Source organism: Spirosoma rhododendri (assembly GCF_012849055.1).
Classification (GTDB): domain Bacteria; phylum Bacteroidota; class Bacteroidia; order Cytophagales; family Spirosomataceae; genus Spirosoma; species Spirosoma rhododendri.
In genome coordinates this window covers 3,826,291-3,840,704 of the sequence record NZ_CP051677.1, presented here as the reverse complement: position 1 = coordinate 3,840,704, position 14,414 = coordinate 3,826,291, and the positions used below count along the sequence as shown (strand labels likewise).

Genomic DNA, 14,414 nt, shown 5'->3' with positions numbered 1-14,414 from the left:
AACTGTGATTCTTGTGATTACGCAGATAGACTATGATTCTTCTTTTAATCAGTGAAATCAATAAATCACAATAATCACAGTTCAAGATTGTCTGAACTGTGATTATTGTGATTACGCAGATGGACTGTGATTCTTCTTTCAATCAGCGAAATCAAAAAATCAGACGAATCATAGTTCAAGATTGTCTGAACTGTGATTCGTCTGATTACACAGATAGACTATGATTCTCTTTGTAATCAGCGAAATCAAAAAATCACACGAATCACAGTTCAGACAATCCTAGACCGCGATTCGTCTGGTACCTACTGCCCTACCGGCGCGAACTGTTCGGGGACGTTCCAGCCTTCCAGCGATACGAGCGGCATAACCTGTCCGGGGGTGTAGTCCAGCGTGATTGTTTTCTGCTGACCGGGTGGCACCGATACGTAATTGTCGCTGTAGAAGACGGGGAGCAGCCGTTTTTTCGTCGTCGCGTCGACCAACGACAGGCGGTTGAAGAAGGCGACCGGACCACCGGCGGGGTTGGTCAGCGTCACCTCGACCTTACCAGCAGCCACCTGCCGGGCGCTGAGCCGGACGGGGGCTTTCGCCAGTTGTTGCAGGCCCGAATGGGTACCCGTCGAGTCGGGGAGCCAGTACAGGTTATCGCTGATCGGTTTCCGGTTCAGGTCGAGGAGTTGCAGGTTCAGGAAGGCCCCGTTAGCGCGCGTCAGGTTGCGGATGGCGCGGTTGATCGGGACGTAGGGGCGCACCAGCGTCGGGCCGATTTCCGAGAATACCTGCGTTAGCGTCGTATCGCGCCCGGCCATGTCGTAGACCTTGATAACCATCATCATGTCGCGGTGGTACTGGAAGGTGTTGTTAGCCACCATCACCATGCTGTCGACGGGGTTGTACATGATGTGCAGGGGTTCGCTGCCGTGGTGCAGGCCGTACAGCCCGGCGTTGGGGTCGAGGTAGTAATCATACATCTGCCCGCGCATGGCCGTCCAGGGGTTTTGCGTTTTCCAGATGATCGTACCCGTGTACCAGTCCCACATGTGCGACGAAAATCCTTCCATCAGCGCGCGGTATTGATCGTAGTTGACGAGCTGCGCTTTCTTCGTGAAGTCGCGAATGTCAGTGGCCTTGCCGTAGGGGTCGATGGATGCGTCGTAACCGATGTATTTGTGGTACTGCCAAACCGAATCGACCACGCTTTTACCGCCCGGCACGTAGACCGGGGCCACGCGGTTGGCGTCGGGCATGAACCGCTCCAGCGATGCGTAATCGTTCACCCCTACCGACCCGACTTCCGAGTTGAACGGCCATGTGCGGTACGCCCAGAACCGGTTGATCGGCTGAATGCCGTAGGGACCGTCGCCATTACCACCGAGGAAATTGAACGACATCTCATCGGAGTTGGAGTAGTCGATAAACCAGCGCGTCCCGTCGAGTTTGGGCAGGATCGAATCGCGGAGGGGCGTCATAATGTCCTGCGGCAGTGTAATTTCGTTGCCCCCGCACCACATCGCCAGCGACGCATGGTTGCGTATCATCTTGATCTGATCGGCGGCCGAGGTCAAAAACAGCGCGTGGTCGTCGGGGTACTGTCGGCGGGTCCATTGGTCGTCTTTCTTCGCCGGGTCGACCCAGCGACCGTTGCAATCACCCGATCCCCAGAAGTCCTGCATCACCAGCAGGCCGTATCGGTCGCAGGCTTCGTAAAACTCCGGCCGTTCGAGCAGCGCACCGCCCCACACCCGCATCAGGTTGAGGTTCATGTCGCGGTGGAAGCGGATTTCGGCGTTGTAGCGTTCGGGCGACAGCCGCAGCATGGCGTCGGACACGATCCAGTTGGCACCCTTGATAAACACTTTCTGCCCATTGACGCTGACCTGCCGGCTGCGGGTAGTGCTGTTCCACTCGGTCTGCATTTCCCGTACACCTACGGCCAGTTTCTCCTCGTCCGACACGGTTTGCGAACCCGTTACGAACTGCATCGACGCGGGATACAAGTACTGCTCACCGTAGCCGTTGGGCCACCACAGCCGGGGGTTCGCCAGCGTTAGCGCGGGTAGATCGACGGTGGTGGTAGTATGCGGGGCCAGGCTAACGTTCTTGGTCACCGTCTGCCCATTCATGGTGTAGCGCAGGGTACCAGTCTGCATCGCACCCGTCGCGTTTTCCAACTCGGCCGATGGGCGGATCGTAGCGGGCGACTGCGTTCCCGTTGGCGTTCGCTGACCGGGCACGCGGGTGACGACGTGCGGATTGCGGACGTTGACCGCGCCCGTTTTTTCGATGGTCACCTTGTCCCAGATACCGGTGTTCCGGTCGCGCATGGGCTGAATCCAGTCCCAGCCAGCGACGTACTGATGGGCCACGTTCCGGGCGATGGTGCCGTCGCCCCCCTGCCCCCCGTTGGGATTCCCGACCGGGTCGGGTGGGTAAACGATGACGGCCAGCCGGTTTTTCCCGTCTTTTTGCAGGAAGGGCGTGATGTTGTAGCTCTGCCGGAGAAACATCCCCGTGAACCGCTTCGTGTTCAGCTTATGGCCATTCAGGAAAACGTCGCAACTGTAGTTGATGCCCCGGAAGTTGAGCCAGACCTGTTGGCCCGTTTTCGGTGCTTCCGTAAACTCATTGACAAACCAGTAGGTGTAGTAGTCGCGACCCGTGCGGTAGATGTCGGGAATGGCTTCGTTATTCATGCCGTAGAACGGGTCAGGCACCTGCCTGTTGGCCAGCATAGTCGTCAGCACGGTGCCGGGCACAACGGCAGGTTGCCAGCCATTCAGCGCGTAGGTCGGCGTGGAAATCGCGGTGCCAGCACCGGTTGTTTTGCCGATGGGATTGCAGCGCCAGCCAGCGGTAAGCTCGTACGTCGTCTGTGCGTTGGCCCAGTACGACACCAGTACGAGCAGGCCGATAAGTCGGCCGATGGTGAATCGATTCATGAAAAGTTGCAGGTTGTATCGTAAGCCCGCAAGATACTAAGGACACCCAATGTGGGCGGCCGACAGCCCAAAAACGAACCCCTATTTGTCGCGCACGCAGCGGAAACCGAGATTATTGCTGCCGCTGCTGACCTCCCCTTTTCCCCGACTACCGGCTTTGTAGCGGGTGCAATACTGATCGCTGCACAGAAAAGACCCGCCCCGCTGCACCCGCTTGACACTTCCCGGTTCGTCAGGGTCGTAGCTGTCGGCCGGTCCCGGTGGATTGGCCGTGGGCGATTGACTGTAATAGTCGGGACGGTACAAATCCTGACACCATTCCCAGACATTACCTTCCATGTCGTAGAGACCGTAGGGGTTGGCGGGAAAGCTCTTCACGGGCGCGATACCGGCAAAGCCATCGGCGCGGGTGTTGCGCTGCGGGAAGTCGCCCTGATAGATGTTGGACACCCATTTACCGCCGGGCGTCTGTGTGTTGCCCCAGTAGTAGGGTTGCTCTTCGCGCCCGGCTCGTGCGGCAAATTCCCATTCGGCTTCGGTAGGCAGTCGTTTCCCGGTCCAGTTGGCGTAGGCCATCGCATCGTCGTAACTAACGTGCACAACGGGTTCGTTCTCGTGCCCCCGGATCGAGCTGCCGGGGCCGGCCGGGTGCTGCCAGTTGGCCCCACCCACATACTGCCACCACTGCAACGGATTATCGAGCGACACGGCCTGCGCCGGGGGTGTAAAGACGGCCGAACCCTGCACCAGTTTGTCGGCCGGAACGTCCGGATAGTCAGCCGGGTCGAGTGGCCGTTCGGCGGTTGTCCGGTAGCCCGTCTGTTTAACAAATTGAGCAAACTCGGCATTGGTCACCTCGTGCGTATCCATCCAAAACCCGTCGACCGTAACGTTATGCACCGGGCGGGCATCGGCAAATTCGTCGCTGCCCATCCGAAACGATCCGCCCGGCAACCAGACCATGCCCGCCGTGCTGCCGGTCGCGGTTCGATGGGCTGGTACCGTCGTCGCCGTCGTATCGCGTTTCGTATCTGACTGACAGGCCGCTAGAGCCACAGTCGTGATTGTCAGCACAGTACCGAATAACCGCATAAGCAACATCAGTCCATTCAGGAATCAGTTCAATGTATTTTTTGTCATTCCGAGCCTGCGGGGAATCTTCGGTGAATTGTGACTTATACTGACTATTCCGAAGATTCCTCGCAGGCTCGGAATGACAAAAAAACACTAATAATTACCCTCGTAACGGTGGTCAAAGCGTTTTTGCCGGATGGGGTGTAATGGAATCTGGAGCCCACCCGTCGATTCGAGCCAGGTAAACACCTGGTCTTTCATATCCTTGGCAATGGCCTGATGCGCCGGACTCCGAATCAGATTATTGACTTCCTGTGGGTCGCTTTGCAGGTCGTAGAGTTCGTTAGCGTCCCAGACACCGTGGTTGAAAATGTATTTGTAGCGATCCGTCCGCACACCGAACATGGTGGGTGTCTGCGGAAAATCGGCTTCCCAGTAGTACTCGTAGAACGCCCGGTCGCGCCAGGGGATGCGCTCCCCTTTGAGCAGCGGCAGAAACGAATTGCCCTGCATCTGTGCCGGTTTGGGTAGTCCCGCATACGCCAGAAAGGTCGGGGCCAGATCGATGTTCTGCACGACGGATTCCAGCTTCGTACCGGGCCTAGCCACCGCCGGACAACGCACCAGCAACGGCACCCGCATCGACTCTTCGTACATATGCCGCTTGTCAATCAGCCCCCGTTCGCCGAAGCTAAAGCCGTTGTCGCCCATGTAGACGACCATCGTGTTGTCCAGTTGTCCGTTCTGCTCGAGCCACGCCAGCACCCGGCCCACACTGTCGTCAACACCCAGCAGCGTTTCGCAGTACTGCCGGTAGAAATCGTTGAAGCTGATCGTGCCGTGATAGAGATAGTCGACGCCGTGCCAGCTGTAGCGCTGCTGCTTCACCCAGTTCGGCATATCCGCCATGTTGACTTTCAGATCAGGGCTGACAACGGGCTTGGCGCCCGGCGTGGATTCGCCCCACACTTTACTGCTGTCGGTAGCCGTCAGGTACATCGTTTCGGGGTAATTGATCGGCGTATTCCGAAACGCATTCCGGTGGCGTTTGGCGGGTTGAAAACCCGCATGAACGGCCTTGTGCGAGAGGTACAAACAGAACGGCTTGCTCTTATCGACCGTGTTGAGCCATTTCAGCGCGTAGTCGGTGAGCAGGTCGGTGGTGTAGCTGCTGTCGGTATACGATACGCGCTTGCCGTTGATGTTAAACGTCGGGTTGTAGTAGTCGCCCTGCCCTCTGAAGCTGAGCCAGTAATCGAAGCCGGGCTGCGGGGCATCGTCGGTGTTGCCCATGTGCCACTTGCCCAGAAACGCCGTTTTATACCCCGCTTTTTTCAGGTACTGGGGAAAGAACCGCAACCCCGGCGTCAGCGGAGCAAAATTGTCGACCACCTTATGCGTGTGAGCGTACTGCCCCGTCAGGATGCTGGCCCGACTAGGAGAACACAGGGCCGTGCTGACGAACGCGTTTCGCACGTGGGCACCCTCGCGGGCCAGCCGGTCGAGGTTGGGCGTTTGCAGACCGGGCACTTTCCCGGTAAAGCCCATGAAGTCGTAGCGGTGATCGTCGGCCAGGATAAAGATGATGTTGCGCGGCCGGGTGGGCGCGTTCACCTCCGGCCGGAACGCAGCCAGCAAACTGGTGATAAGCACCAATGTACATCCGGCAAGGAGCGTGTTTTTCATTGGGTTGTTCTTGAACTGTGATTGTCTGAACTATGATTATTGTGATTACTCAGATAGACTGTGATTCTCTTTGTAATTAGTGAAATCAATAAATCACACGAATCACAGTTCAAGATTGTCTTGAACTGTGATTCAAAAAATCAGCGAAATCAAAAAATCAAAAGAATCACACGGGGCCGCCCGGCGGTTCAGACAGTTCACAAAAATCACAGACCAGGATATTCTACCGTAAAAAAAGCGCCCCGACTGATAGTCAGGGCGCTTTCACTCTTTATTGGGTCAGGGTTGCTTACGGCTTGAGCAATTTAATCACCCGACGTTCGGTGGCGGTGCTCACCTGCAACAGCAACTGCCCTTTCGCATTGCCCAGCGGCAGGCGTACCCGTTCGATAGCACCCGCCTGGTCAATCCGTTGCGCGTGCACCGGTTTGCCCTGCATGTCGATCAGGTTGAGTTGCACGGCCTGCCCGCTGGCTCCGCTGATCTCCACCTCGGCGATGTTGCCATACACGGGGTTACCCAACACCCGAACCACCAGGACTGATTCGGCTTCACCCAGACCAAGCCGCCCCGTCGGGTTGCACACCGACAGCCAGTTGTAGCGGTAGGTGCTTACCGCCGAACCCTGCTGTGCGCTCAGGGTAATGGCTGGGTTGTCGTTGTAAAGCCGCAGCGTGTAGGGACCCGGCTCCGTAGTGGGCCGTAGCTCGTTGACCACCGAGAAGCTGATGGGCGCTCCACTTACGCCGGCATACTGGGGCGTAAACGTCAGCTGACGCTCGCCCGCTCCGATCACCTGGCAACTTACGGTCGATACGCCCACGATAGCAAAGCCCGAAGGGGGCGTAACGGGCATGGGACTCGCCGTCAGTTGGAAGCTCGTGCTCACTTGCAGCCCGCCGGGGTCAATCGCCGTTACTTTGACCGTCGATACGCCTGTCTGAGCGGGTGTGCCGCTGATAACCGAACCCGTCAGGCTCAGGCCCGCCGGTAGACCCGAGGCCTGGAAGGTCAGGGCCTGCCCGTCGGGGTCGGTGAAATAGCTGGTCAGTTGCAGCTGGTAGGCCTGCCCCTCTACGATGGTCTGGTTGGGGATGCCCGCGGTGGTCGGTGGCCGGTTGGGGCTGGTACCACTCTGGCAGGACGCCCGCCAGTTGTAAGCGAAGCGGGCTTCGCCGTTGCCCGCCTGAGCGGCCACCAGGGTAATCACCGGATTGTCGGTGTAGAGCCGCAGCGAGTACGGGGCGGGAGCGGTTGTCGTTGCCAGTTCGTTGACCACTGAGAAGCTGATGGGGTCGCTGGTCTGGCCGGTGTACTGGGGGGTGAACTGCACCCGGTAGCCGCCTTTAGCTTCGTCGAAGAGCTCGCAGTTGACCATGCTCACCCCCGTGATGGCAAAGCCGCCGGGCCGGATTTGCAGCGCGAGTGGGGCCGAGGGGCTACTGGTGCAGCCGTTGAGCGAGCAGCTGGCCGAGAGGGTATAGTTACCCGGCTGGGTCAGCGTGTAGGTGTTGCCGCTGGCCTGGCCCGTGCCACCCAGAGCGGTCCAGGTGATGGTTCCACCCGTGCAGCCGCTGGCCGTAACGGTGATGGGCTGGTTGGTGGTGGTCGTTGCCGGAGCGGCTGCGAGGGTGGGGGCGGTCGGCGCATCGGTGGTGCCGCTGACGGTGGCCTGGGCTACGGCCTGGCAACCGTTGCTGCTAGTGACGGTCACCGAGTAAGTACCGGCTACGTTGACGCTAATGCTGGCGGTAGTTTGCCCGGTGCTCCAGATCAGGCTACCGGCCGATGCGCTCGCCGTCAGCACCACGCTGGGTGCGGTACAGCTTAGCATGGCCGTGGTGGGAGTAATCGATACGGTGGGCACCGTCTGATCGCCCGTCACCGTGACGGAGGCTACCGATGAGCAGCCATTGGCTGACAGCACCGTCACCGAGTACGTGCCCGCCGTCGTGACCGTGGCCTGATTGGTGGTGCCAATCGGGGTGGCTCCGTCACTGAAGCGGTAGGATTGCCCGTTGGGGCTGGCCGTCAGCGTGGCACTGGTCACGTTACAGCTGAGGGGCCCACTGCTGACCAGGCTGGCCGAGGGGGCCGCATTGTCCTGGCTGATGGTGATGCTGGTGGTACTAAAACAGCCCGTAGCGGTGTTGGTCGCCGTCACCGAGTACACCCCGGCCTGGGCCACCGTCGCCTGGTTGCCAGTCTGGGCCGCCACGTTGGGGCTAAAGCGGTAGGTGTCCCCGCCCGAGGCCGTCAGTGTGAGGGTAGGCTGGGCGCAGGTGAGCGTGGTCGAGGGGCTGGCTGCTAGCGTAGCCGTCACGACAACCGTATTGCTGGTCACGCTGGTGGTGGTGGTGCTGGTGCAGCCGTTCAGACTGGCCGTGACGGTGTAGGTGCCGGGGCTGCTCACGCTGGCCGTGTTGCCACCGCTGGTGATGGGGCCACCCGGCCCACTAAAGGCGTAGGTGGAGCCACTGGTGCCGCTGGCGGTGAGCGTAACGCTGGTCTGGGCGCAGGTCAGGGGGCCGTTGTTGCTCAGGTCCACGGTGGGCGGGGCGTTGACCGTCAGGCTAAAGGCGGTGCTGGTCACGCTGTTGCAGGCGCCGGTGACGACGACCGAATACGAGCCACTCTGGGCGGGCTGCACATTGGGTAGCATGAGCGTGGCTGAGGTCTGCCCACTAACGGCTTGACCGTCTTTGTACCACTGGTAGGCGCTGACCGTGCCGGTGGTGCTCACGGAGGTGATGACGGTAGCCCCGGCACAGACGGCTGAGCCGCTGGCGGGTTGCCGGATGATGCTGATGGGAAAGTTGGGGTCCCCCTGATACTCGTAGGCCCCCATATCGATCGTGCCTCCGTTGTAGCGACGGGGATTACCGGCCAGGTCGGTAGCGGTGGTGTTGGCCGCGTTATTGCCCGCATCAATGGCGGGTGCGCAGGCGTTGAGCCGGGTATCGGTGTCACTGACAAAGGGGGAAACAGCGGTGGTCAAGTTGTTACCCCCATTGCTGTAGTTTGTTATACCTGTCTCGAACAACGAGTAGGTTGCTGAGACGCTGGCTTGGGACATATAAAACGTATTCTGCAACAACCCCCCATTCCCCTTATTACCGAATACGATGCAGTTGGTCATCACCGAATTACTGGTACCACCGAAACCATCGCTTTGTATAACCCCGGCCGAACTTCTAGATGAGTTATTCAGAAACGAGCAGTTGGTCAGCACTGGACTACTAGCGCCCCTGGACCCATCATTGGTTATGGCCCCACCCCCATTTGTAGTTGAATTGTCCAGAAACGAGCAGTTGGTCAGCACCGGACTACTAGTGCCCCCACGAGACCCATCGTTGTCCATGGCTCCGGCCCCATTGAGAGACGAATTGCCCTGAAACGAGCAGTTGATCAGCACTGGACTACTAGCGCCGGCATAGGTCCCGTCATTGTCCATGGCCCCGGCCCCATTGAGAGACGAATTGCCCTGAAACGAGCAGTTCCGCACCGTGGGGCTGCACACGAAGCCGCTGCTACTGGTACTACCATAATCGCCAAGACCATTATTGTACATCCCCCCGCTATTGTTTACACCAGTACCGCCGGTGATGAGGAAGCCATCGAGCACCGCCGAGTTGGTTAAGCCCCGCGGGTTGCTGATGACGGTGTAACTGTTGTCAGCGGAGTTACCCACAATGCCAATGTCGCCACTGAGGATTGTCGCCAGGGCATTAGCCGGCACCCGTTGGCTCAGGTTGCCTTCAGTGCCCGCGAAGCCGCCGTAGATCGCCACCCCGTTCTTCATGGAAAAGCTGACGTTACGGTTAGAGTTGGCATCGCCCCCGGGCTTGTAGGTACCGGCCGCCACCCAGACCTGATCCCCGGCGGCACTGGCGTTGATGGCCCCCTGTAGGTTGGCAGTACTGTTGGCCCAGGTGGTGGCCGTAGCCGGGTTGGCATTTGGCCCATCGGTGCGCACGTAGCGGATGGCCGGGGTCGCGTTCGACTGAGCTTGAACCACCAGGCTAGTGCCCAGCAGCAGGAGCAGGCTGAGCATTCGCAGGCCAAGTCGGGAAAAAGAAGGTAAAGAATGTGTCATAGAGAAATCAGTTGGTTTGTTACGAGAGGAAATCAGCAACAGATGTCATTGCCGGGGACGGCGCATCGCCCTGCCCCGCAACGGGCGGAGACAGACCAGTTTGTGTAAATAGGTGAAGCATACTGAGCGCGGTTGGGTAGAACACAAAGCGGAACGAAACCGCAGGCATTGACCAACGGATTACCAGTCGGAAGTAGGTATTTTCCTGGTAGCCAATGCCTGTGCAAGTTTAGTGGGTCGCCATTACCCCGGTGTGCACATTTCACCCAAATAGGTGCACATTTGTTGCACGCGACGCGACGAATGAAAAAATGTGGCCCATTTGTTGTATTTTTTCAGACTAATCGACCCGGCGCCCTGTCCGTGCGCTCACGGGCGGAAGTACTTAATTCGCTCAATGGCCCACCCCTACTCGACAGCTTCCCCGCTGCGTAAGGCGCTGAAGCATCTGTCGTTGTCATCGATTTCGCTGATCATTGCCATCCTGCTTGGGTTCTGCTCAGTGGCGGGGGCGCAGCGTTTTGCGGCCACCGTGCAGCGGTATGGTCCTGAAGACGGCCTGGCGCACCGCGAAGTAAACGCCATTCTCCAGGACCGCCGGGGTTTTATGTGGTTCGGTACGAAGCTGGGTCTTTGTCGCTTCGACGGGGCCACGTTCACGACCTACACCCGGGAAAAAAACGGGCTCGACTTTGATGACATTCACTCGATGGCGCAGGATGCCGACGGGCTGCTGTGGCTCATGGGACCGTCGGGGCAATCAAACATCACGCTGTTTGACCCGATAACGGGCGTGGCTACCTCCTTCGAAAAACGCTTCCACCGATCCCGGCCTACGCACTTTTTCGGAGTATGGCAGTCGCTGCGGAGTAGCAACGATGGAACCATCGTGTTTGTCGATTACCAGCCGGCCAGGTTGAATGTTTACCAGTCCAAAACGGGCTTACGGACGGTGTCGTTACCCCAATACAAGAGCCTGTCGTTGGTGGCTGTTACGGCTCGAAACACGGTCTGGGTCTCTGCCGACCACACCCAGCTGGTCGAATTAACGATGGATGGGCGCGTGTTGCGTACGTATGATAACCCACAGCTACGAGGCATCTACGCCTGCGTGGGGCAATCGAATGCCAGTGCGGAAGTCTTTTACCGATACGCAAGGTCAGATGATCCATTGGCCCCTGTAGATAAGCTGTATAAAATTGACGGAGCGGGTCATCGCCAGGCCCTGTCCCCGGCCCTGATCGAATCGGCGAAAATGCAATACCCCCTCGCCTACGCGTTTAATCAGCATGGCCTACTCTGGAATGGCTGCCAGTTGCGCGACTCCACCGGCCGGGTTCTCCTCGATATCACCAGCCAGCTACCCAGCGGCCTCATTGAAGACCGAAGTTTTTTTCAGGATCGGACTGGGAGTATGTGGCTGGGGACCAGCTTTGGTCTTTACCAGATCCGGGTGGGCAGAGACTACTTTCAGCGCTTGTTCTATGAACCTGGCGAAGGGAAAAAGCCTGCCGCCCGGGGCATTACCGCCGTGGGAAAAACGCTCTACACGAATCTGGAAAACGTGGGGTTGTTCAGCAGTACGTTTTCGGGCGAATCCGTCCGCCAGTTATCAGTGGGCGAAGAGGTTTTCAACAGCATGAGCGATACGCTGGGCGGAAAGCTGTATTTAGCCCAGATTACCAAACTGGTGGCCTACGACTACCGGACCGCCAAAACTACCATCATGCCGACCCCGGCTCCGGGCATGATGGTCTGGAGCATTCATCGGTATTCGACAAAACCCAATCGGCTGCTGGCCGGTGGCGATCCGGGTCTGTCACTGGTCGACCCAATCGCCAACAAGATGCTCCCCTTCCGGGGCTATAACCAGTTTCCCGAATTAGCCAGGGCTCACATTCTGCACATTGGTACCGACCGGCAAGGTACGATCTGGCTCTGCGCCACAACGGGCCTGTACACCATCGACCCCCACCGGGGCGTTACGGCCCGCTACTGGAGTGGCGGCCGGGGTGTTTTCAGACTCCCCGCCGACAGCTACCAGCATTTTTACCAGGACCCGCAGGGGCTGTTCTGGCTGGCGACGGCCAATACCGGGCTGATTCGCTGGGATCGCGCCCGGAATAGCTACCGCCAGTTCAGACGGGCCGACGGGCTGAACAACGATAACATTTACGCGGTGTATCCCGACCGGCGGGGTCACCTCTGGCTAAGCAGCGACGAAGGCATCATGCAGTTTGACCCGGTCCGGCTCACCACCCGGACCTATACGGTGCAGGATGGTATCACCAACAACGAGTTCAACCGCATCGCCCACTACCAGGACGCGCAGGGACGGCTTTATTTCGGGGGTCTGAACGGGGTAACGGCCTTCGACCCGCGTGATTTCGACGCCGAGCCTTCACAACCCGCTCTGCCCCTGCGCGTGGTTTCCTTTCGCCAGTTCGATGACAGTCGCAACACGCTGGTCGACAAGACCGCCGAACTGCTCAGGACCAACCAGATTACGCTGCAACCCAACGACCGGAACAGTATCATTAACTTCGCGCTGCTCAACTACGCCGACGCCCGGAAAAATACGTACGCCTACCAGTTTAAGGGCATTGAGGACAGCTGGCACTACCAGCCCGAGCAGTACCTGCGCCTGAGCAACCTGCCCTACGGCGATTACCAGTTGCTGATTAAAGGGCAGTCCGCCGACGGGCGCATGTCGGCAGCTACGCTCGCCTTCGAGATGCACGTACTCCGCCCGTTTTACCTGCGCAGCTGGTTTCTCGTTTTGCTGATCGTTCTCCTGTTGGCTGGTACCTGGGTGTGGGGCGGTGGCGCGACCGTCGATACGAGCGGGCACAAATTCGGCTGCAAAGCCAGATCGACGAAGCCACCCGAACCATAGCTCAGCAGGCGCAGGACCTGAAACAGCTCGACGAGGCCAAATCCCATTTCTTCGCCAACATCTCCCACGAGTTCCGCACTCCGCTGACGATCATTATGGGCATGGCCGACCGGCTTCATCAGCAGGCCGACCCCCAGTTGCAGCAGTCGGCCGGTCTGATCAAGCGCAGCGGACAGAATCTGCTGCGGCTGGTCAATCAGATTCTGGACCTGACTAAGCTGGAGGCCGGAGCCATGTCGCTGCAACCCGTCCGGGCCGATCTGGTCGGGTTCATCCGGTACGTCGCTGAGTCGTTTCAACCCATGGCCACCACCAAAGGCATTTACCTGCACTTTCAGGCCGACCAGCCCACCCTCGACACCGACTTCGACAAGGATAAGCTGAATGACATCCTGTCTAACCTGCTGACCAACGCCCTCAAATTTACCCCCGCCGGTGGCCATATTTCCTGCCAGCTGACAACCCACCCGACATACCCACCCCTGCCAGCCGATTATTACGAAGCCATCGTGCCGACGCAGTCTGATGACGATTCCTGGATTTCGATTCATATCCGCAACACCGGCCCCGGCATCAGCACGCAGTACATACCGCACATCTTCGACCGGTTCTATCAGCAATCCACACTAGACAACCCGACGCTGTCGGTCTCCGGAGCGGGCGGAACGGGGATCGGGCTTTCGCTGGTGCGGGAATTACTGCTGCTCATGCACGGTGGCCTGGCCGTGCGGAGTCAGACGGGCGAGGAAACGGAATTTGTTGTCCGGTTGCGCCAGACCCGGCAGAGTTCTGTACCCCAGACGCCCGACACTGACCCGGTTGTACCTCATCAGTCCATACCAGACGAAGTTGCCCTCACGGCAGCTGCCGGGGCCGACAAGCCGGTGCTGCTACTGGTGGAAGACAATGACGACGTGGCCCGGTACATCGTTTCCTGCATTCAGACCGATTACAGCGTCCTTTGGGCACCCAACGGGCAGGCCGGCATTGATCTGGCTCTGGAGAAAATACCCGACCTGATTATCAGCGACGTAATGATGCCGGGCAAGGACGGCTTTGAACTCTGCGCCACGCTGAAGAGCGACGAACGAACCAGCCACATTCCCATCGTGCTGCTCACGGCCCGGTCCGCAGCCGACGACCGGCTGACGGGCCTGCGACGGGGGGCGATGCGTACATGATCAAGCCCTTTCAGCCGGAAGAGCTGCTGCTGGTGCTGCGCAATCTGTTACAGGCCCAACGGCGGCAACAGCGTTATTACAGCCAGCGGGCAATGGGTGCTATACAGCCTGATTCGACTCCGCCTGTAGAAGCAGACGTCCGGGAAGACGACTTCATCAACAAGCTACGCAGCACGCTGGAGCGTCACATGAGCAATGTGGATCTGGACACCGATCAGATCTGTCAGCTGATGGGCATGAGTCGCAACTCGCTGTACCGCAAGACATTGGCGTTAACGGGCATGTCAATCATCCCGTACCTGCGCGCGCTTCGCCTGCAAAAAGCCGAATTACTCCTGAAAAGCTCATCAATGAGCGTAGCCGACGTTGCCTTCGCGGTCGGCTTCGAGAACCCTCGCTATTTCAGCCGGGTATTTTCGGAGGAAAAAGGCATCTCCCCGAGCAGTTTCCGAGACACAACGCAGGCGGTGCAATAACGGACTTACGTCAGGCGAACCACTTAGAACCCCGCAGATCAGACGGCTTTCCATCACCAACAGTCG

The 14,414-nt window shown here is 58.9% G+C and carries 7 protein-coding genes; 3 read left to right on the top strand and 4 right to left on the bottom strand.

Annotation, left to right across the window (positions count from 1 at the left end; translation table 11 throughout):
* Positions 1–302: 302 nt before the first annotated feature.
* The 4 genes from HH216_RS15960 to HH216_RS15945 form a co-directional block, all read right to left on the bottom strand.
* Positions 303–2,939 carry a glycoside hydrolase family 2 protein gene (locus HH216_RS15960; RefSeq protein WP_169551715.1) on the bottom strand — a complete coding sequence of 879 codons (2,637 nt, stop codon included), beginning with the start codon at positions 2,937–2,939 and terminating at the stop codon, positions 303–305.
* Between the two features lie 81 nt (positions 2,940–3,020).
* The gene (locus HH216_RS15955; RefSeq protein ID WP_254448449.1) at positions 3,021–4,031 is read right to left on the bottom strand and encodes a formylglycine-generating enzyme family protein; all 1,011 of its coding nucleotides are present in this window, start codon (positions 4,029–4,031) and stop codon (positions 3,021–3,023) included.
* A 135-nt stretch (positions 4,032–4,166) separates the two neighbouring features.
* Entirely contained in the window at positions 4,167–5,699 is a 1,533-nt protein-coding gene (locus tag HH216_RS15950; RefSeq protein WP_169551713.1) for a sulfatase family protein, read from the bottom strand.
* 289 nt (positions 5,700–5,988) lie between these two features.
* The gene (locus HH216_RS15945; RefSeq protein WP_169551712.1) at positions 5,989–9,795 is read right to left on the bottom strand and encodes a beta strand repeat-containing protein; all 3,807 of its coding nucleotides are present in this window, start codon (positions 9,793–9,795) and stop codon (positions 5,989–5,991) included.
* A 397-nt stretch (positions 9,796–10,192) separates the two neighbouring features.
* Between HH216_RS15945 and HH216_RS26035 the strand changes: the two genes are divergently transcribed.
* From HH216_RS26035 to HH216_RS26025, 3 genes are read left to right on the top strand one after another with little or no spacing between them, the layout of a single operon-like run.
* Positions 10,193–12,691 (top strand): ligand-binding sensor domain-containing protein, encoded by a 2,499-nt coding sequence (locus HH216_RS26035; RefSeq protein WP_254448448.1) that lies wholly within the window; start codon positions 10,193–10,195, stop codon positions 12,689–12,691.
* A complete protein-coding gene (locus HH216_RS26030) occupies positions 12,610–13,872 on the top strand; it encodes an ATP-binding response regulator (protein ID WP_254448447.1) in 1,263 nt (420 codons plus the stop codon). The genes HH216_RS26035 and HH216_RS26030 overlap by 82 nt, the downstream gene beginning before the upstream one ends.
* Positions 13,869–14,348 (top strand): helix-turn-helix transcriptional regulator, encoded by a 480-nt coding sequence (locus HH216_RS26025; RefSeq protein ID WP_254448446.1) that lies wholly within the window; start codon positions 13,869–13,871, stop codon positions 14,346–14,348. The genes HH216_RS26030 and HH216_RS26025 overlap by 4 nt, the downstream gene beginning before the upstream one ends.
* Positions 14,349–14,414: the final 66 nt, after the last annotated feature.